Here is a 19,315-nt window from a genome sequence, read left to right as displayed (position 1 = left end):
CTATTATTTATCTTTATAATAAAAGAGGACGTGAATGAACTTGATTAAAATTAGTATCCCTGAAGTTGATGTTACAATTACTGAACGTAAACAAGTTATTAAAGGAGACGAGCCAATCATTACTCCAATTAATGGATTTATTGATTTCCACTTGTTCCCTAGAGATAAAGGCGGCATTTTTATGTTGTACAATATTAATGACGAACTACTTTTCGTAGGTAAAGCTCGTAAAATTAGACAACGTATTAAGAAGCATTTTGAAGATAATGTTTCACCAATTAAAAATCACCGTGATGAAGTATACCGCATTGATGCATGTATCGTAGAAGATCCAACAGAAAGAGAAATTTACGAAACATATATCATTAATGAATACAAAGCGAAATATAACGTTGATAAAGTATTCTACAAATAATCAACATTAATAAAAAACAATCCTAGCTAATATGCCAGGATTGTTTTTTATTTAGATTTATTCTTCATATCTTTCTCCTTTTTTCAAATGATTAGCCACAATAAAACAGAATATCCCTATAAATATAAGTACAATACCAAGCGTTTTATGTTTTCCCTCAAAGAAAGGAATATCTGAAATAACATTTGTCATACATAGTCCTAAAAATACAAGGATAGGGCCCATCCAAAGTAATACATTACCGAATTTTGTGTGCTTCCACATAATAACCCTCCTTAATTCTCTTTACATATATATCCATAAAAGAAAAGTAAATTCATAGAGAAATATAGTTTTTTTCATATCGAAAATTTAACCCTCATATATTGGTACAAGCAAAAGAGAAAGGAGACCATCATGAATTGGTTAGAAGCTTTCATATTAGGTATAATTCAAGGTTTAACAGAATTTTTACCAATCAGTAGTACCGGACATCTTTATTTAGGAAGGCATTTATTTCAATTAGATGAAGCAGGCTTATTTTTAGATACGATGTTGCATATTGGGACTTTACTTGCAGTGCTTATTTATTACAAAAAAGAATTTATATATTTAATTAAAAACCCATTTTCAAAGCTCATGTTATTACTTATTGTTGGGACGATACCTGCAGTTGTTATTGGTTTATTGTTTAAAGACTTCTTTGAAGATATTTCAAAAACAGGAATCACGATCGGTTGGGAGTTTTTAGTGACTGGATTCTTTCTCTACATGGCAGATAAACAAAAAAATGGTCGTAAAAAAATGGATGACATAACATATAAAGACGCACTAATTATCGGGTCATTTCAAGCGGCTGCTATTTTTCCAGCCATTTCTCGTTCTGGAATGACAATTGTCGCTGCATTATGGAGAAAATTAGACCGTGAAACTGCTGCTTACTTTTCTTTTTTACTTTCGACACCAGCCATTGTTGGAGCTATCATTTTGCAATTTGTAGACGTTTTTCAAGGGAAAGCAGAATCTATTTCTAGTACATCTTTAATTGTCGGAACGTTATCAGCAGCGTTTTTTGGATACATAGCCGTTTCATGGATGATTCAATATTTAAAACGTCACTCCTTAAAAGTATTCGCGTATTACGTATGGGGATTAGGTATTTTAATTTTAACTTTGCAATTTACTGATGTATTTTAAGTATAATGATAAAGAAGTTAATTAGTTTAAGATCCTGTTTCATTCATACAAGGCAGGATCTCTTTTTATTAAGGGGGAAAATATGTTTAATAAGGCTATCGTTATTGGTGGAAGTATGGCAGGAAAGTTTGCAGCAAAAGCATTATCAACTTTTTTTAAAGAAGTAATCATTTTAGAAGTCGGTGAAAAATGGGATGGAAAAGCTTCAAGAAAAAGAGTTCCACAAAGTAATCATCCTCACGTGTTATTAAAAGGTGGAGAAAAAGCAATTGAAGAATTGTTTCCTACTATTACGAATGAATTAATAGAAGCGGGTAGTATTATAAACAACTTTACACGTGATTTGAAATGGCATCAATTCGGTCTATGGAAACAACCGTTCATAGGGGAAGTACATATGATTCAACAAAGTCGTCCTTTACTAGAATGGCATATTCAAAAACGAATACATCAGATTTCAAATATTACTATTAAATATGAAACATTGGTTAAAGGGTTATTGGTAGATGAAAAGCTTAACAAAGTGTGTGGAGTAAAAGTTAAATATTTAGAGACAGACATACAAGAAGAAGTTCATGCAGACCTTGTAGTTGATGCGAGTGGATTTGGCTCAAAAAGTATAGAGTGGTTACGAGAATACGAAATTGAAGTACAAGAAGAGAAAGTTCGTATTGATTTATTTTACGCAACGAAAATGTTCAAACTTAAAGAAAATGAGAAATTAGACTGTTGCAATGTGCTAATGTCTCCGAGTTTCCCTGATAACCCTTATGGCGTTCTTATTCAAACGATAGAAGATAATCGTTATTTTGTTACTTTCAGTGGATACGCAAACGAGAAAGCACCACAAACAGATGATGAGTTTTATGATTTTGCTGAAAACCTATCAATTTCTAATGTTACAGACTTCCTAAACAAGGCTGAGGGAATTACTGATATAAAGACATACAAAATTCCCTATCAAGTACGCCGGCGATTTGATTTAGTGAATAATGTACCAGAAGGCTTATTAGTTGTTGGAGATGCGCAATGTCGTTTTGATCCCGTTTTCGGCCAAGGTGTATCAGTTGCTGCTATGGAGGCTCACCAGTTGCAATTACTTCTGCAAGGTAGAAAACAACTTGATAAAACATTTACACAACAATTTTATAAAAAGGCAGCTAATATAATAGAAACCCCATGGGATATGACAACAACGGAAATATCACGTCATCCGCAACTAAAGAGAGAATTAACTACAAAACAAAAATTTCAGCTATGGTATACGAAACAAATATATCGACTATCCGCAAGTAATTCTGATGTTTATATTCGGTTAGTACGAGTGATGAATTTAATTCGTAGTCCATTTCATCTTTTTCATCCGAAAGTGCTACTATCTGTATTACTTAATCGAAAGTAATAGCAGGAATATAATTGATTAAAAAAGAATGTATAACAGTTAGTAAATCTAGAAGGAGAATACGGGATGGAAATATACATAGAGCAACTAAAGAAACAAGATGCTAAGGATTTATTTACGTTTGAACTTACGAATAAATCTTTTTTTGAAACAATGGTACCAAATCGTGGCTCAAAATATTTTGAATTTGAATATTTCCAAAAACTACTAGACGATTTATTAATAGAACAAGCAGATGGAGATTCTTATTTTTATTTAATTCGTAATGAAGAAAAAGAAATTGTAGGGCGAATTAATTTAGTAGATATAGATACGGAAACTCGAATTAGTTCTCTAGGGTATCGGGTCGGAGAAAAATTTACTAAAAAAGGAGTTGCTACAGCAGCCGTAAAATTAATTTTAGATGTAGCGAAAAATAATGAAATTACTGAAGTTCATGCTAAAACAACTACTAATAATCTCGCATCACAAATTGTACTAGAAAAAAGCAGATTTTCTTCTTATCAAAACGAATCAGATATAACATCTGTAGAATTAAATGGAGAACATGTGAAGTTTGTACACTATATTTGGAGAAATACTTCGCGCTTATAATAAGGAGGACTTATTCATGAATGATTTACGTTATCCAATTGGCCAATTTACATACAAACGTCCTATAACTGAAGAAATGATTGATACATGGATTCAAGAAATTGAAGATTTACCTCATGAACTAACAAAGGCAATTAAAGATTTAGATCAGAAGCAGTTAGATACACCATATCGCGTTGGAGGGTGGACTGTCCGTCAAGTTGTTCATCACGTTGTTGATAGCCATATGAATAGCTACATACGCTTTAAATTAGCACTGACAGAAAAGAATCCAACTATTAAACCGTATAAAGAAGAGAAGTGGGCAGAGTTACCCGATTCAAAATTACCGGTAGATGTTTCACTAGTAATGCTAGATTCATTACATAAAAGATGGGTTAACCTTTTATATTCTCTAGAAATTGAAGATTTAGAAAAGACATTTAACCATCCTGAAACTGGTGAAACAAAACTTGCTGTTGCAATAGGACTATACGCATGGCATGGTCGTCATCATACCGCTCATATTACCTCGTTAAGAAAGCGACTTAATTGGTAATTACATTAGAGAAGGCGACAGAAAGTGATGCAGAAGTTATATTTCAAATGCAAATAGACTCATTTAGCCCTTTATTACATAAATATAAAGACTATGAAACAAATCCAGCAAATGAAACTATCGAAAAAACTATTTGTAGAATAAATCATGTAGACGGTGGCTTCTATAAAATAATAGTGGCAATGAATCTTGTTGGAGCGATATGCATTTCACAAAAAGAAACACCCTCTAAATTTTGGATCAGTCCAATGTTTATTCACCCGAGTTATCAAGGAAAAGGAATTGCCCAAAAGGTACTTACATTAATTGAGGAAATGTTTCCTGAAGCAACGAGCTGGGAACTTGCTACTATTTTAGAAGAAGAGAAAAATTGTTTTTTGTATGAAAAGATGGAGTATAAAAGAACAGAAGTTATAAAGAAATTAAATGATGAAACTACACTTATTTATTACAAAAAAGAAAGGTAAAGCATATAAAATACGCTTTACCTTTTTATGTTATTTTAGATTAAATATACAAAAATAATGTATGTTCTTCCAAAATACTCGGGTTAGTAATTTTAAAAATGAATAAAAATACAAAAAACCACTACTTGGTCGTAAAGGTTACTAACGCTTTTTGAATGCTTAAAATACTATCGTCACCTTTAAATTCTTTCGTAATTGGATCCTCCATACTAGACACCCAAATTTTAAGTTCTGCATCTAAATCAAAATGCCCAGCCGTTTCGATGCTATATTGTGTAATACTTTTATAAGGAATAGAATGGTATTCTGTTTTTTTGCCAGTTACTCCTTGTTTATCTACTAAAATAAGACGACGATTTGTAAATACGATTAGATCACGAATTAATTTATAAGCATGCTCTACTTTTTCATCGTCTAGCATAATCTTCTCTAAATCACGTTCTACACTTTCAGAACTCGTATTTGATGCATTTCCTAAAATACCGCTAAATAAACCCATATTAAATTCCTCCTTTAATATATGTGGAATGAATTACTTATATTGTAACATGTTACTCACAAAGATATTATGACATTACTTTAGTAGTTTCTGGTTATTGTTGTAATTAGTTTATAAAACCTCATCTTAAAATCTTATGCTAATATGAAATTAAGAAAAAAGAAGCAGAGGGATATAGCATGAAGAATATTGGTTTAGTATTAGAGGGTGGAGGAATGAAAGGTTTATATACTGCAGGTGTACTCGAATATTTCATGGAAAAGAACTTATTCTTTCCGTATGTAGTCGGCGTATCAGCTGGAGCCTGTATGGGAGCAACCTATTTGTCACGTCAAAAAGGTAGAAATAAGAAAGTAAATACAGAGCTAGTATCAGATTACAGGTATATATCTTATCGAAACTTAATTCGAAAACGTGAATTATTCGGAATGGATTTTTTATTTGATGAAGTACCTAATAAAATTGTACCATTTGATTTTCAAACTTTCTTAAACTGTAATGAACAGTTTGTTATAGGGACGACTGATTGCGAATCAGGACAAGCCATTTATTATAATAAAGCAGAACACGGAAATGATATTTTAAAAATCATTCGTGCATCTAGCTCTGTGCCGTTTATAGCACCTGCTGTAGAATATAATAATCGAAAATTATTAGATGGAGGGATTATAGACCCTATACCAGTTTTGAAAGCCCAAAAGGATGGTTATGAAAAGAACGTTGTCATTATGACAAAGCCAGAAGGATATGAGAAGCAGCGAAATAAATTTTCAGGCCTGGCTAAAATTTTATATAGAAAATATCCGAAAATCGCAGAGAATTTAGTAGACCATTATCGTTTTTATAATGAGACGATATCTTATATGAATCGAGAAGAACAAAAAGATAATTTTTATGTAATTCAACCAAGTGTACAGCTTCCTATAAGCGGAATAGAAAGAAATAAGGAAAAGCTCGTTAATCTATATAATCTTGGGTATATCGATGCTCAATATCATTATGAAAACTTATTAAATTGGATAGAGAAATAAAGGGGTGGAAAGTTGAAGTTAGGAAAACGAATTATTTTTAAGGAATTGCAGAAAATGCATAGTCCACTTCATAAACCGTTTCCTTATCGTGCTACAGCAAAATTGCAGCGAGATTTAAAAAGTAAATTTACCGAAGATGACTGTATAAACGCTGATTTTAATCATTATTGGATGCATACAGCAGCTACTTTAAATTCTGTACTAAATGGAAACGAACAGAACATTACGTTTCAACAAATAAAGTGGTTAAGAAAATCGTTTTTCGAGTGGTTTCCGCAATATCGTTTTCTAGAAACAGAAATTGTGAATTATCCCATTTTGTATAGAGATTTCATAAGTTATGAGAAGACCAGAAAGCTATTACTTTATTACCTTACTGAATAAAAGCGAAAACGTACAGGTTACATTACTTGTACGTTTTTTTGTTCATAAAACATTCAATATTAACAACTAGTTTATATAGGAATTCTAATGAGAAGAAAGAAGTACATAGAATAGAATGATGCAGGGGAGGAGAGAGGAATAGCTGTTTTACTTTAAGTTATTGTCCAACTCGAATACAGTTAGTTATTTATGTTAAAATATTTCGAGTGAAATCAAGCTTTTAAGGATTTCATTAAACATTAAACAAAACAAGTTAGCAACATAGAAGGGATAACATTAACATGAAAAACGTATCAAATATAGATAAAGTAGAATCAATAAAATCTTTACAGTCAACAATTAGTAAACTTGAAAATGCCTTATCACAGATGACTCAAAAAGGATCAAATACTACTTTAGTGAAAAAAAGACTCAAAGCAGCTAGTATCGGCTTAGCTATGTTAGAAAGTGTTTGGAAGCAAGAAACTCATCATTATACTCAGGAAGATTTAGCAGAAGCTCGTAATGTTCTAATTGGTTTGCTTCCATCAATTGAAAAGATTTACGTTAAGTCAAAGCTTGGGAGTCCTCAAAGAACGCTTTTAGAAAGAAGAATAAAATCATTAGAACTTTCTATTCAGGCAATTGATTACTTTTCTAATAAATAACTTCGCTAAACAAATAACTTACGACTACTTTTATATAGGGATTCTAATGAAAAAAACTACATATAGAATACTACAAAGGAGGAAGAGAGGTGACTACAATAATCAGTCCTTAGTTAGAGAAGCTTAAAAATCAATTAAAGAATGGAAACAAAAAAGCTCTTTATACTTTTTTGCATGAAATAAAGTCAAATCACACGCCACTAATAGAACAATGCCCTGCAGATAATCAGTATAAGCTTATAACGTATATATGGTTAGGGGATCAAAACACTGAAAACGTTTATGTATTCGGTAGTTTTCCTGGTTGGGATTTGTCTGTAAATCAATTACAACGATTGTTACAGACAGATATTTGGTATGTAACGTTTAGGACGGATAAGAGTTTTATTTCAACGTACTATTTTTCAGTAAACGATGTTTTCGAAAATGATTGGATAAAGCGTAGTGAACAGTACGAAATAGACCAATTTAATCGAAATACATTTGGAGAAGGTACCAATAAAGCGTCTGTGTTAAACATAGGAATGGAGGTGCAATATAGCAGTCGTTTTCCTTCAAATGATTATCCATCCGGAAAGATTGAAACATATTCTTTTTATAGTTCGATTTTAAATAACACACGCAAAATTCATATTTATACGCCTCATGATTATTCTCACACTTCACATCTTCAAGAACTTCTCATTGTATTTGATGGGAATTCATTCATTAATGACCTTTCAATCACAAAAACACTTAATTATTTAATTTACGAAAAAGAAATCCCATTGTGTATTGCTGTTGCTATAGATCCTGTCGATCGATTAGAAGAGCTAACTTATAACGATAAAATGAATGCATTTTTAACGAAGGAATTACTTCCGTGGATTCAAGCTAAGTATCACGTTTATCAAGAAAAGAATCATACAACAATTGCTGGTTTCAGTCTTGGTGGCTTAGCAGCTTTTTATGCAGCACTTCAAAATCCACATATTTTCGGAAATGTGTTGTCACTGTCTGGATCCGTACATTGGAAAAAGGATAATTATGAAAATACAATTCCTTGGATTGAAAATCAAATTTCATTAATATATTCTAATGCGACTCATCTACATTCTTACATAGCAGTAGGTGAACTCGAAAACGAACCTCTTTTAACGGCTAATAGACGGCTATATAAAGCTTTAGAAGAAATGAAACGCCAAACCACTTACGAAGAGTTTCAAGGCGGACATGATAGCGTATGGTGGCGAGAAAAGCTATTCGATGGATTAAGGGCATTAGAATTTACAAAAACGACATTAGAAAATAAAAAGGAGAGAGAATCTATGAATCAAGAAGAACTAGATAAAAAACTAAAAAAACAAGAGATTTTAGTAAAAGATGAGAAAGTTTGGTCTTATACGTATGAGGATCATATTAGTTCTATCGTTAAACAAGCAGAACAGAAAGGAGCTTTTGATAATTTACCTGGTAAAGGGAAACCTCTTAATCTTGATAAAGATCTTTCTTACAATCCTGAAAAGCAACTTTATAGAACTTTAGCAAATAATCATGTTTTACCTAGGTGGATTGAGCTTTCAAAAGAAATTGATGATTTAAAAGAAAAACTAAAAGAAAATACAAATACTGCAGAAGCAGCGGACTTAATTCGAACTATTAATAAAAAGGTTTTAGAACATAATTTACTTTGTCCACCAAGCGCGCAAAAAATGAGGGTGAAAATGGATTTTTAACGATTTTCAATTAAGCTATCGCTTGCTATATAATTAAGTTAGGCATTTTCAATTCATTACTAAAGGGAGGCAAATGTAGTGAAGAATACGTATCAACTTCAAATTCCGAAAGAACTAGAACAGTATCGTAGTATTTTAGAAGAAAGTGTGAAACCGTATGTTAAAGTGTCTGGAACGCAAGCAGAGACAACGCTTTTTGAAAGTAAGTTTGGTGGATATCCGTATTTACCTATAGATCAAGAGCATCCTAAAGACTCAAACGGACAACCTATGATGCTACTTGCGCAGTTAAACCTTGAAGAAATACCAAACATTGAACATATGCCTCAACATGGAATGTTACAGTTTTTCATAAGTGCTGAAGAAGATCTTTTTGGAGCAGATTTTGATCATCCCACAAGCCAAAAAGACTTTCGAATTGTTTATCATTCTACAATCACAGCGGATTTAACTAAGGTGATTTCTGATTTTAGTTATTTAAACACTTTAGATTTAGAGAATTTTATCATACCCGAAGCAGCAAAACTAAAGTTTGAGTTGGCATATCAACCAGTAACACCAAGAGATTATCGATTTGAAATGATTTTAAGTGATAACATTGATTGGGAAGAAATTGTTGATGAAGAAAATAATACAGAATTAGGCGAACTGTATGATGATTTATGTAAAGATCAAGGACATAAAATTGGTGGATATCCATTTTTCACACAGACAGATCCGAGAGAATGGGAAGAAAAATACCAGCAACATGACATATTATTGCTGCAAATCGATACAGACGATTCATTAAATATTATGTGGGGCGATTCTGGGGTTGCTAATTTCTTTATACGTAAGGAAGATTTGTTAAATCTAGATTTTTCCAATGTCATTTACAATTGGGATTGTTACTAGAAGATATAAATAAAATAATAGCAAACAAAAAATCTTCCTGAAGGTGAGGAGGATTTTTTTATGTTAAAAATAAGCGTTATGTTAACTAGGATAAAAAAACAATGATTGTAATGAAAGTCAAGTCTAAATAACAGAAATAACAACAAATAATGTAAAGTTGTAAAACATGTGCAAATAGCAATAAATTCATTAAGTAAAACATAAAATAAAATTACTAATTTATATTTTGTATAGAAATAATTTTTCTGTATAAAAATTTCTTGCCAATCAAAAATGTTTTTAATTCGTTAAATCTTAAGCGATTATTGATTAAGATTTGCTGTGATGAATTTATAACAAATAAAAACGATAAAAACTGAAGAAATTTGTTTAGATAAGATTTCATGTGACTCTCACTAAAAATCTCTGTTTCGTCTCATTAAGTATAGTTTACTTGGGTTTTGATACCTGATATTACTTTGTTTCTATAACTGCCTATAATATATATTATGTTAACTAACTTTAAATAATAAACTTATTATATGTAAGTTTATTTTGTGATTAGCCTCCCCTCGTTCTTTTTAATCATTCTGTGTGATGGATTGTTTAGTTGTTTGTTTTATAAGTTGTTGATGAAAATGTCTCCAGATATAAATTATATTTAAGACAATAAAAAATGCAATTCGTTTTAACTGAACGCATTAACCGAATTGCATGGATATGATTCATAATAAGTTTTTAAAATTAGTTTGCTACAGCAATTGCTTCGATTTCAATTAAAAAGTTATCGTTAATTAACTTTCTAACTTCTACAGCTGAACTTGCTGGTGGATTTTTAGTATCAATGTATTGATCTCGTATATCTCTAACAGTGGCCATTTGAGAAATATCTGTTAGGAAAAATGTTAATTTTACTACATCATTAAATCTTAATTCCGAAGTTTCTAATGCACTTTTAATATTTTCGAAAACTTGTCGCGTTTGTGTAGCTAAATCACCAATGCCAACTATTTGACCATCAGTGTTAATCGCTACTTGTCCAGATATGTAAATTGTTCGTTTAGCGTTACTAACTTCCACTACATGTGAATATCCAAAAGTTGGTGGCATCGTTTCTGGATTGATAAATTTCTTTTGCAAGGTGTATCTCTCCTTTTTTATCAAGACAATTGTAAAATCTATGTATTTACTATATTCAATCAATAAAATTAAGAATCCTTTATGATTTAAAAATAAAAAACCTTAGAATAGCTATCTTCATACCTATTCTAAGGTTTTTTAAGATTTTATATTTAGTTATCGCTAGTGGACATTGTTAAATTAATCTTTTCATAATCTCTTTTAAATTGATTATCATTTTTTAGCCAACGTTTGAAAGCCGATTCGCTTATTTCTAAATTTGAACAAGTTGTAGTATTACATTTATTTTTCATATATTCTTCAAGGAAATTTTGTTTTCTTTGTTTAACGGCAGTTTGAGTTTGTTTTAATTTTCGATCTTGTAATTGATCTAAACTCAGACTTTCTTTCTGAAACACTTCATATTTTCTATGCAAATAAATATCTTTGTCTTTATAAATCCAATTTGAAAATAGTTGTATTGATTTTCTTCCAGCTAAAATAACGCGATAATGTTTGTTTTGATTTAGTAAATCGGCTCGTAAATTGCGATTTTGAAGAATTTGATGTGAAGAATTCATAAAGTTATATGATCCACCTACGAAATTAACTGTATAAGTTTCATACTTGACGTAACCATCCCCATCAAAATATCCACGAACAAAATGATGTAAATATTCTTCTTGTACTATAGGAAATTCAATGTTAAATGATTTACATGGCATAATTCCGTGTATGTTCATAAGGTCGTCTTTTATTGTTTTGCTATTAATATTTAGCATATATACGCCTGTTTTTTTGTTTTGATAAAGTGGCTGGTTTGTTTTTAGTTCTTTTTTTATATCTTCTAAAATATAACTTTCTTTTTGAGATATACTGACACATTGATTTTCTTTCTGTATAACACCATCTGCCGCTATAAACCCTAAAATATAAGCCATGTTATTTGACCACGTTTTAAAATAATCTTCTGTTATGTCATACTTTCTCTTCCAACTCCCTATAGCGCGCCTTGGTACGTTATTGTCTGATAAAACCATACGAATATACCTTGCAGACACATTAGCAAGCATAGCGATTTCTGAGGTGCTCTTCCCTTCAGTATACAAATGCATGATTTCAGATTTTGATAGTTTACATTTTGATTTCTTTTTTCGCTCTATGTGCACTTACATCCTCTCCTTCCTTTCTTTTATTAGAGACATATTTTCTTCTATAACATACAACGAAACATATGTTCTTTGTTGCGTATAAGAAGGAATTTACTAAATAAAAACAATTTACATGTACTTAATATTTGTCTTAGCTGCTGCTATGCGATTTGTACTTTATAGATACAAATAATGAATTTGACGGATTTATGAAATACAAGGCATTTTAGATGAAAGGTAAAATAATATAGTTTAAACTACAAATAGCTACAATAACAACATGCGTAAATTGTTAATCGTAAAAAGGAGAACGAATGAATAAGAAATATACAAATCAAATTCATACTGATATGAGTTTTAAACCGAAAGATATTATAAGTTTAATGACGGATTACTTTAAAATAAAATCAAATCTGCGTCCTATAAAGGGTTTGCCTATCGTTTTATCAAATAAAGATAATGAACCGTTAGAGAGTGTTACATGGTTTGGCCATTCTGCTTCTCTTTTGAAAATAGAAGGTAAAAAACTGTTATTAGACCCTATGTTTGGAGATGCCTCTTCCCCATTTCCTTTGTTTAATAGTAAACGCTATAGTGGCGCTTTTTCTTTAGAACGTGATGACCTTCAAGAAATTGATGCGATTATCATTTCTCATAATCACTATGATCATTTGAATTACAAAAGTATTATGCAATTAAAAGATCGCGCAAAGCACTTTTATGTTCCAACTGGAGTTGCACAATATCTTATTAAATGGGGTGTTTCGCCTAGTAAAATTAGTGAGCATAATTGGTGGGAAGAAATTACGTTTGATAATATTAAGTTAGTATGTGCGCCTGCAAAGCATTTCTCGGGACGTGGTATGACAGATAGAGATCGTTCATTATGGTGTTCATGGCTTATTCTTGGTCAAGAGACTAAAATTTTCTTTAGTGGTGATAGCGGTTATGCCCCTCACTTTAAGGAAATTGGTGATAAATACGGTCCATTCGATCTTACATTAATGGAATGCGGGCAATATGATTCGAGGTGGTCTGCTATTCATATGTTGCCTGAAGAAACTGTACAAGCTCATATTGATGTTAAAGGAGGATTACTTCTTCCAATTCACTGGGGTGCTTTTACGTTAGCATTACACGAATGGAGTGACCCGATAGAACGTGTTACGAAAGAAGCCAACCGTTTAGGTGTTAAAATTACAACGCCTCAAATTGGCGAATCTATTACGTTGAAATCTACAAATTATCCTTCGTCAGCTTGGTGGAAGGAAATTTAATTTTAAAATATAAAAAGAGCGAATTCTCTTATAAAGAATTCGCTCTTTTTTCTGTATTTAAACTTATTTCACAATATTGGATTTCCCACTATCTAAAACTCTATTTGCTGGTACACTGGACATTTCAACCACTGTATTCATACTCTTATCAGTCAGTTCAATGAGTTCGTTTTCATGTTTTATTTTATTTAAATCCCACACCATCCCATGAAATTCATTATGCTGACCACTTACCTGTATAATGCTTTTTGTTTTATTTGAAGGCTGTATTTGAAGATTTGTAAATTGATTCCCACTAATTTCATTTGGCGTAGTTACTTGACTATCCATATAAATCATATTTACACAGTCTTCTAAAGAAAAGTTCATAAAACGATTGGCATTTATCCAAGCTTGTCCGGTGCTCGGTTTTTTTGCTACTAATTTTAGTCCGGTTTCCATTCCTACAATTTTAATGTTTTCGAAGTTAACAAACGAAATTTCATTTTCTTTTCCAGCAGAGTATAAAGAAATTCCGGTACCTTTATTCGTTTCCGTCCAATTAATAATATTTATATCTTTTATTTGTGTTTTGTTCCAAGTGTTATAATATTTATTTTTACCGTCTAAATAAATAACTTCAGAGTTAAATTTAGGATCGTCAATAGCTATATACGCTCCTTCAATGGATGCGTTTTTCTCTAGTTCTAGAACTCTAAAGTTTCCCTCAACCACAAATTGTGATCCATAACCAAATAATAATTTCACACCTTTTTTAACAGTGATTGGTGACGTGATTTTATACTTTTTATCATCAAGCAATACGGTTTTTATTTTACTAGACGCTGCTTTATTAATAGCAGATTGTATTTTTATTGAATCATTTGCCCCTTTAAAGTCTTCTACATACAAGTTAGTACTTTTAGCTGCATAGTCTTTTTTGTTGTATTGATAAAAAGCAAAAATAATTAAAACTATACCAATGAGTAAAACAATTACTTTCTTCATCGTACTCACCCCATATCGATTAATCTATGCTTTTATATTTAGGTTATTATTATTTTGCTTTGTATTTCAGATTACCATTGCTGCTTTGTCTATGATTGAATTATATTATGTAGGATTTAGTAAACTGTTTGCTTTACTAATACATCCTTCTTATAATGTATTAATTTATGATTTCATAAAACAAAAGTCTGCTTGTACATAATGTAATCCCTTCCTCTATCCCTAATAAGCTCTTACTGGTGATATAAGATGTACTGCTGCAGATTGCTCTCCTGCTTCAATCAATATCGGTCTCATAGAACCGCCAAAGCTTAAAGTAATCGTTTCTTCTTTTATTGCTCTTAAAGCATCAACCATAAAACGCCCATCGAAAGATATATTTAATTGTTTTTCACCTTGAATCGCATCTATTTGTTGCGTTTCGGATATTTGCCCAATTTGAGAAGCGTTTGAAGAAATTTTAATTGTAGATTCGTTTATGATTTCTAAGTTAACATTGTTATTGGCCCATTCACTTGCTAATAAACTTGATCGGTCTACACCTTGTAATATCTTTTTTCTATCTATGTTAATAATCGTTTTAAAGTCATTTGGAATAAGGTTAGAAATATTAGGATATTTCCCTTCAATTAGTCTTGAATATAATGTAGTTGTTCCAAACGTAAATATAATATGACTCTCTGAAAGGTAGATATATACGAATTCCGAATTGCTGTTCATTAATTTTAGAAGTTCACTAATGGTTGCGCTTGGTACAATACAATTTGCTTTTACATCTGAGGAAAGCAATGTTTCACGTATCGCTAGTCTATGTGAGTCAGTTGCAGCACAAATTAACTTATTATTAGATAACTCTATATGCACCCCAGTAAGAACAGGTCTAGATTCATTTTTCGCTACCGCAAAGACTGTTTGTTTAAATACTTCAATCAATTGCTCTGTCTCTACTTTGATTTCTGCATGGTTGTCTATAAGCGGTACATTCGGAAACTCATCTGCAGGAAATCCATTTAAACTTAATGTGATTTCTTCTGATTGTATCGTAATTAATTGCTCATTCTTACTTTTTATTGCTATATCACTTGGCATTTTCTTTATTATTTCAATGAAATACTTTGCAGGTACAACAATAGTTCCTGCCTTTAAAATAGTTGCAATCTTTTCGTCTTCAATTGAAACAGGAATGAATTTTTCGATAAAAATATTCGAGTTACTTGCGATTAAAGTAATTCCAGATTGATCTGCAGTTATTTTTATACCAGATAATATAGGAATTAAAGATTTTGTTGATATTGCTTTACTTACTTCTGAAAGTGCTTGAGTGAATTGTTTGTGATTAACGATAAACTCCATGTTTTCCCCGCCTTACATGAGATAATATTTTTATGAAGATTGATGAACGATTGTTCCGTTAAAAAAATAAGGTACTGTTTCTTTCTTTTGTAATAAATCTAGTAAATGTTCTGGTATGCGTAAATACGGTGCTGCTATATGTAATTCCATCCAAGTAATCTCTTCGATTTCTTTTGGCCTTGATATATATGTCTCCCCGCCGATTATTTCGCCTAGAAAATTAAAGAAAATTGCATGATGATCTCTTTCCTCAAAAAAGGCTTCGCTGATAGAACAAATCCCGTTTACATTTATATGTAACCCTGTTTCTTCTTTTACTTCTCGAATTACTGCTTCTTCTAACGTTTCTCCTAATTTAACTGCGCCACCTGGTAATGTATAATAAGAACCATTTTCCCCTTTGTTTTTTACCATTAAGATCTTTTCGTTTGTTTTATCGTATAAAAGTGCATATGTAACATTTACTTTTTTCATCTAAGTCCACCTCTAATAATGGGAATTTTCTATCTTTGTTACATTCTACCATTTATTCGTTTTAAAATATAAAAAAGTTAATTGAGTATTTCATTTATCTGCTCTTAGCAAAGTTAATTAATCGATAGTCCTTCATTACAAAATAAAACAGAGCGTGCATTGATTATTCAATGTACGCTCTTTATGCTCTAATTGATTCATTTTTGAATTCTATATACTTTATAACCTTTTTTCTAAATAGTATCGATTGTGTCCTTTCGGATGATCTTCACTTACTCCAATTACTTTATATCCATGTTTCTTATAAAAATCAGGAGCTTGGAAACTAAAAGTATCTAAATTAATTAACCTACACCCTTTTTCAATTGCAAATTCTTCAATAAGCTTTATTAACTTGCTTCCGTAACCTTCATGCCTATATTCTTCAGAAACCCATAGAAAGTCAACGTGGACATGGTGCCAAAAAGTTATTGCTGTTACCCCACCTACTATTTCTTCTTTTTCATTTCTTACTATGAAACTAACCTTCTCTGAAGGGGTTTTTTCTTCATCTGCAAGATATTTTTGATTGTATTCAATCACACTCTCTCTTATGTAATCACTATCTTCTTGTACCCACTGCTGTACTATTTTCATTTTAAGTGTCACACTCCTTTTCGATAGCTATTCAACTTCATAATTCTAATCTCCTGTCTAAATAATAGTCGTAGATGACTAATACAATTGTTTCATTTCACTAAAATAAAAAAAGCCCTACTACATTTCATCTGTAATAAGACTTATATACGTTGTGTAGAATCTAATTAATCTCAATGAATATAATTGCTCAAAAAATATTAAAATTGTTCAATTCTTTTTTATGAAAACTTCCGTTATTTCAACACCTTAGGAGAATAGTCCAATTGTACCACTACGAAAAAGAATGAACATTCCTAAACCAATTAGAACAATTGGAACAATAATATGACAGTTTTCCTCAAGTACTTTAGCTAGTATAGGAGCTTTTATCAATTTGTAGCTAATAAAACACCATATCGCTATCATGGAAAAAAAGATAACTAATGTAACGATATTTGTTTCAAGAGTTTGACTAGCAAACATTGGTATATAAATCGAAATATTGTCAGCTCCATTAGCTAATGTAATTGAAGCTACTTTAAATAATGAAACAGTAACGTTATCGATAACTTCATTACTCTTATAAGAACGAAGTGACAATAGTCCTTTAACCCCCATATAAATTGGCACTAATCCTAATAACCCAATCCACGAAACAGGAATGAAAAAAGAGCTTAAAGACCCAATGATACTTAGAAAAATAATCATACTAAATCCTAAATATTGTCCAATAACAATATAAAGTTTTTTTCTCGTAGCTTTTTCGCGGACAGCTCTTCCTTCTTTCCTAATTACTTCTGTTCTTACTTGTGAAAATAAAACAAGTAGTATAAAAATGTCATCAATATTTGTTGTAGCGAATGCCACAACAGAAGAAATTATGGTTGTAATCAATAAAAGCCAACTACTTTCATTGTAAACTTATAAGAAAATAATGGTCTATGAATGAAGTGCACGTTCCATCACAAAGTTGGTTAACTGTAATTTTCTAAATGTTTTTAGCAACATGTTAGTTCCTTCGTAAAACAATATGAATATTCTAAGTATCTGCTACTCATTTCATTTTAAATTAAATAACTCTATTCTCTCTACACAAAAAATGTTTTGTACTAAAAAGAGCCCTATATTAGGACTCTTTTTAGTATTACGCCACTTTCCGATGTAGATGTTTTAGTTCCTTTGTCTTCTCTGCAGTTGGTGGACGGATTAATATTGAAATAATGAAGGAAATAAAACTTAAAACACCAATTATAATGAAAGTTGGTTGAAATCCTCCAAGTATCGCTCCAATGAATGATCCTGCAAGCGCACCAAATCCGAAACCTTGGTAGACAATCCCATAATTTGTACTATGGTTTTTTAATCCAAAGAAATCTCCGACAATAGCTGGGAATATAGTTATATTACCGCCGAAACAAAAGGCGACACTTGCTACACAAGCAAAATAGATTCCGTAATTTAGCGGAATAAAACTTAAAGTAAAGACTGACAATCCTATAATAATAAACGTTGCAGAGACAATTTTGATTCGCCCGATTTTATCTGATAACGTCCCAAGAATGATTCTACCTACTGTATTAAAGATTGCAATCATAGCAACGGCGTTTGCAGCGGTTGCTGCGCTAAGTCCAACAAGTTGTACGCCGATATCTTTTACCATACTGATTAAATACAAACCACCCATACACGAGGTGAATAACATAAAAAATAGCAGATATACTTGTTTCGTTCGCATCATTTCACGCGGAGTATAGTCATTGTGTAATGTTTCAGTTACAGCATTACTTACAATTGCCTCACGTAAGAAGAACGATCCGATTAACACTAAAAGTAACACGATAATACCCCAATATAAGAATGCTTGTGATACACCAAGGTTATCGATAAGATTTCCGTTTATATATCTAAAGATTAAGCTGCCCATTCCATACGCTGATACAGATATACCTGAAATAAGCCCTTTCCGATTTGGAAACCATTTAATTAAATTAGATAGTGATGTAATATAAGCTGTTCCATCCGCATAACCAACAACGACACCAGCTAATAAATATAATAGTGGTAAGGAAGAAACTTGTGAACTAAGTATTAAGCCGAGTCCTAAAACAATTCCTGCAGTAGCAATAAGTTTTCGAAGTCCTAATTTTTTCTGCAACTTGGCTGCAAATAAAGTTGAGAATGATAAAGAAAAACTAGTTATGGAGAAAGTTATCGCTACTGAATTAAGATTCCATCCAAACTTACTTACAAGGGGTTGATTAAATAAACTCCATGTATAAATTGTTCCAAGGCCAATTTGAACAATGATTGTACCTAGAACAATTAGTAACGGATTTATAGAAGTTTGTTTCATACTAACTGTCCCCTTCTTTTATCTTGACATGAATTTTCACAGTTAGTATATCCATCATAAATTGCAAGATACTGTACGGAAAATGGTAATTAAGTTCATATACACAAAAAGACACTTCATAAAGAAGTGTCTTTTGCAGGTAATATCAGATGTTTCTAAAGAAAGCTTTGTTAAGATAAGACATTTTCAAATGCTTATGTATATATGTTATCAAATAATTTCTTAAATGTTATGAGACTTAA

General features: G+C 31.4%; 21 protein-coding genes and 1 pseudogene. 12 read left to right on the top strand and 10 right to left on the bottom strand.

Translation table 11 applies throughout. The features are described from left to right. Positions 1–34 precede the first annotated feature (34 nt). Positions 35–415 carry a nucleotide excision repair endonuclease gene (locus BUA87_RS05075; protein WP_072938639.1) on the top strand — a complete coding sequence of 127 codons (381 nt, stop codon included), beginning with the start codon at positions 35–37 and terminating at the stop codon, positions 413–415. 57 nt (positions 416–472) lie between these two features. On the opposite strand, the gene BUA87_RS05070 is transcribed toward BUA87_RS05075, so the two are convergent. Beyond that, positions 473–679 (bottom strand): hypothetical protein, encoded by a 207-nt coding sequence (locus BUA87_RS05070; RefSeq protein ID WP_000265470.1) that lies wholly within the window; start codon positions 677–679, stop codon positions 473–475. Positions 680–811: 132 nt separating this feature from the next. Here BUA87_RS05070 and BUA87_RS05065 point away from each other — a divergent pair, with 132 nt between their 5' ends. From BUA87_RS05065 to BUA87_RS05045, 5 genes are all read left to right on the top strand, one after another. Beyond that, on the top strand, positions 812–1,591 hold the full coding sequence (locus BUA87_RS05065; protein WP_072938636.1) for an undecaprenyl-diphosphate phosphatase: 780 nt from the start codon (positions 812–814) through the stop codon (positions 1,589–1,591). Between the two features lie 82 nt (positions 1,592–1,673). Further along, positions 1,674–2,993 (top strand): FAD-dependent monooxygenase, encoded by a 1,320-nt coding sequence (locus BUA87_RS05060; RefSeq protein WP_000482039.1) that lies wholly within the window; start codon positions 1,674–1,676, stop codon positions 2,991–2,993. Between the two features lie 66 nt (positions 2,994–3,059). Beyond that, a complete protein-coding gene (locus BUA87_RS05055; RefSeq protein ID WP_016512718.1) occupies positions 3,060–3,587 on the top strand; it encodes a GNAT family N-acetyltransferase in 528 nt (175 codons plus the stop codon). A 16-nt stretch (positions 3,588–3,603) separates the two neighbouring features. Further along, the gene (locus tag BUA87_RS05050; RefSeq protein WP_000999062.1) at positions 3,604–4,125 is read left to right on the top strand and encodes a YfiT family bacillithiol transferase; all 522 of its coding nucleotides are present in this window, start codon (positions 3,604–3,606) and stop codon (positions 4,123–4,125) included. Then, positions 4,119–4,592, top strand: coding sequence for a GNAT family N-acetyltransferase (locus BUA87_RS05045; RefSeq protein WP_065228931.1), 474 nt, complete (start codon positions 4,119–4,121; stop codon positions 4,590–4,592). The genes BUA87_RS05050 and BUA87_RS05045 overlap by 7 nt, the downstream gene beginning before the upstream one ends. Before the next feature lie 121 nt (positions 4,593–4,713). Here the strand turns inward: BUA87_RS05045 and BUA87_RS05040 are convergent, their stop codons facing one another. After that, a complete protein-coding gene (locus BUA87_RS05040) occupies positions 4,714–5,091 on the bottom strand; it encodes a PH domain-containing protein (protein ID WP_000522472.1) in 378 nt (125 codons plus the stop codon). Between the two features lie 179 nt (positions 5,092–5,270). Between BUA87_RS05040 and BUA87_RS05035 the strand changes: the two genes are divergently transcribed. From BUA87_RS05035 to BUA87_RS05015, 5 genes and pseudogenes are all read left to right on the top strand, one after another. Then, positions 5,271–6,122 (top strand): patatin-like phospholipase family protein, encoded by an 852-nt coding sequence (locus BUA87_RS05035; RefSeq protein WP_016122609.1) that lies wholly within the window; start codon positions 5,271–5,273, stop codon positions 6,120–6,122. A gap of 12 nt (positions 6,123–6,134) precedes the next feature. Continuing rightward, positions 6,135–6,506: a YxiJ-like family protein gene (locus BUA87_RS05030; RefSeq protein WP_000765936.1), complete on the top strand. Its 372-nt coding sequence runs from the start codon at positions 6,135–6,137 to the stop codon at positions 6,504–6,506. 281 nt (positions 6,507–6,787) lie between these two features. Next, positions 6,788–7,153, top strand: coding sequence for a hypothetical protein (locus tag BUA87_RS05025; RefSeq protein WP_000800305.1), 366 nt, complete (start codon positions 6,788–6,790; stop codon positions 7,151–7,153). An 89-nt stretch (positions 7,154–7,242) separates the two neighbouring features. Further along, positions 7,243–8,868, top strand: a pseudogene (locus BUA87_RS05020) (DnaJ family domain-containing protein). Positions 8,869–8,946: 78 nt separating this feature from the next. Beyond that, complete coding sequence (locus tag BUA87_RS05015) at positions 8,947–9,762, top strand: YwqG family protein (protein ID WP_072938634.1); 816 nt, start codon at positions 8,947–8,949, stop codon at positions 9,760–9,762. 723 nt (positions 9,763–10,485) lie between these two features. Here BUA87_RS05015 and BUA87_RS05010 read toward each other — a convergent pair. Both BUA87_RS05010 and BUA87_RS05005 read right to left on the bottom strand, forming a co-directional pair. Further along, positions 10,486–10,881 carry a RidA family protein gene (locus BUA87_RS05010; RefSeq protein WP_001169707.1) on the bottom strand — a complete coding sequence of 132 codons (396 nt, stop codon included), beginning with the start codon at positions 10,879–10,881 and terminating at the stop codon, positions 10,486–10,488. Positions 10,882–11,033: 152 nt separating this feature from the next. After that, complete coding sequence (locus BUA87_RS05005; protein ID WP_072938632.1) at positions 11,034–12,029, bottom strand: LAGLIDADG family homing endonuclease; 996 nt, start codon at positions 12,027–12,029, stop codon at positions 11,034–11,036. Positions 12,030–12,325: 296 nt separating this feature from the next. Between BUA87_RS05005 and BUA87_RS05000 the strand changes: the two genes are divergently transcribed. Continuing rightward, positions 12,326–13,288: an MBL fold metallo-hydrolase gene (locus BUA87_RS05000; protein WP_072938630.1), complete on the top strand. Its 963-nt coding sequence runs from the start codon at positions 12,326–12,328 to the stop codon at positions 13,286–13,288. A gap of 63 nt (positions 13,289–13,351) precedes the next feature. On the opposite strand, the gene BUA87_RS04995 is transcribed toward BUA87_RS05000, so the two are convergent. The 6 genes from BUA87_RS04995 to BUA87_RS04970 form a co-directional block, all read right to left on the bottom strand. Next, positions 13,352–14,275 carry a hypothetical protein gene (locus BUA87_RS04995; protein ID WP_053564299.1) on the bottom strand — a complete coding sequence of 308 codons (924 nt, stop codon included), beginning with the start codon at positions 14,273–14,275 and terminating at the stop codon, positions 13,352–13,354. Positions 14,276–14,497: 222 nt separating this feature from the next. After that, positions 14,498–15,628: a DNA polymerase III subunit beta gene (dnaN, locus tag BUA87_RS04990; protein ID WP_072938628.1), complete on the bottom strand. Its 1,131-nt coding sequence runs from the start codon at positions 15,626–15,628 to the stop codon at positions 14,498–14,500. 30 nt (positions 15,629–15,658) lie between these two features. Then, entirely contained in the window at positions 15,659–16,102 is a 444-nt protein-coding gene (locus tag BUA87_RS04985; RefSeq protein WP_000757628.1) for an NUDIX hydrolase, read from the bottom strand. A 219-nt stretch (positions 16,103–16,321) separates the two neighbouring features. Beyond that, the gene (locus tag BUA87_RS04980; RefSeq protein WP_072938626.1) at positions 16,322–16,738 is read right to left on the bottom strand and encodes a GNAT family N-acetyltransferase; all 417 of its coding nucleotides are present in this window, start codon (positions 16,736–16,738) and stop codon (positions 16,322–16,324) included. A gap of 249 nt (positions 16,739–16,987) precedes the next feature. Continuing rightward, positions 16,988–17,614 carry a cadmium resistance transporter gene (locus tag BUA87_RS04975; protein WP_000633410.1) on the bottom strand — a complete coding sequence of 209 codons (627 nt, stop codon included), beginning with the start codon at positions 17,612–17,614 and terminating at the stop codon, positions 16,988–16,990. 250 nt (positions 17,615–17,864) lie between these two features. Continuing rightward, positions 17,865–19,073, bottom strand: coding sequence for an L-lactate MFS transporter (locus BUA87_RS04970; RefSeq protein WP_072938623.1), 1,209 nt, complete (start codon positions 19,071–19,073; stop codon positions 17,865–17,867). Between the last annotated feature and the right edge of the window lie 242 nt (positions 19,074–19,315).

The organism is Bacillus sp. bc15, from assembly GCF_900142585.1.
Taxonomy (GTDB): Bacteria; Bacillota; Bacilli; order Bacillales; family Bacillaceae_G; genus Bacillus_A; species Bacillus_A cereus.
The sequence above is the reverse complement of the archived record's forward strand: the minus strand, read 5'-3'. Positions and strand labels throughout refer to the sequence as shown.